This window comes from Candidatus Infernicultor aquiphilus, from assembly GCF_002784285.1.
Classification (GTDB): Bacteria; Atribacterota; Phoenicimicrobiia; order Phoenicimicrobiales; family Phoenicimicrobiaceae; genus Infernicultor; species Infernicultor aquiphilus.
This window is the reverse complement of sequence record NZ_PFKO01000342.1, coordinates 5,399-6,698: the sequence shown is the minus strand read 5'-3', so window position 1 is coordinate 6,698 and position 1,300 is coordinate 5,399. Positions and strand designations below refer to the sequence as shown.

General features: G+C 30.7%; 1 protein-coding gene. It reads left to right on the top strand.

All coding sequences use genetic code 11. The features are described 5' to 3' along the window. Positions 1-201: 201 nt before the first annotated feature. Positions 202-1,300: tetratricopeptide repeat protein (locus tag COZ07_RS09615; protein WP_406608348.1), on the top strand; the 1,099-nt coding region annotated here is incomplete at its 3' end.

The window sequence follows — 1,300 nt, the reverse complement described above, 5'->3', positions numbered from 1 at the left end:
TGAAAATATTTTTGGCTTTTTGGGAAATAACCATACTATATAACTATAAATATTGTTTTTTGTAGATGCGTGACCGGGCATGCGTGACGGGAGACAGTTCTCTAACGCGTTTTAAGTTTCACCGGGAACATCATTATTTATATTTAAAAATTTAAAAAAGTTAGAAAATAATCAGTTGATAGGGGAGTGGGAGTAGATAAATTGCGAATTATATTTTCATTTTTCTTAATAATTATCTTTATAATATGTTTTACAATAGCTTGCACTGTTTCAGTTAGTGCTAATGAATTAACTGAAGTTGAGGTTAAGCAACTTAAAATTTTACAACTTTCTAAAATAGTAGAAAGCTATCCTTCAACTATAGAGTTAGTGAAGGACCTGGAGAATTACCAGTCGGGATTGAAACTATATCATCAGGGTGATTATCAGCAGGCCATTTCCGTACTATGGAATATAAAATATTCGACCCTGAATCTACCCCTTTTTATCAAATCTCAATATATATTAGGAGAATGTTTTAAAAAGATAGAAGATTGGGATAGGGCTATAGTTATATATAAAAACCTGGTAAAAAGTGACCCTCTTTTAACTGATTATTCCCTCTTTTTTCTAGCTGAAACTTATCACCTTAAAAGAGAGAACCAGGAATCTATTGCTACCTTTAAAGAAATAATAGAGAATTTCCCTCAAAGTCTAATTATTTCAGAGGCCAACTACCAGATAGCCCAAAATTATCGCGAATTAAATGATTTAACCTCTGCCCTAATTTATTATGAGAACATACTAAAAGATTCCCAGGATAACCAGCTTAAAGCGAATGTATTACTTGACCTTTCTGATCTATACTGGAAAGAAAAGAAATATTTCGATTCCCTCAACTGTTTATATGAAATATTGGATAAAAGTTATAAACTTAAGAGAAATTCAGAACCAGAAGAGTTATTAATCAGATATTTTTATTGGATAAAAGAAAATTTAAAAGAAATAAATGTCCCCTATCCTATAATGATGAAATGCGCGGATATTTTATTTAAATATCGGAAGTATGATTTAGCTGAAAATTTATATGCAGAAATTATTAGTACCTTTCCAGATGCTAAAGATATAGCAGAGGTCTATTATAATAGAGCAAGAGCATGGTACTATAAAAAAGACTATAAAGAGGCAATTAGCCAGTGTAATGAAATTATATCCAGATTTCCAACCAGTGATATTATTACTAAAGTATATTACTTTTTAGCAAATTCAATATTTGCCTCGGGAGAGCGTTACTCCGCTATAGAAAAGTACAACAAAATTA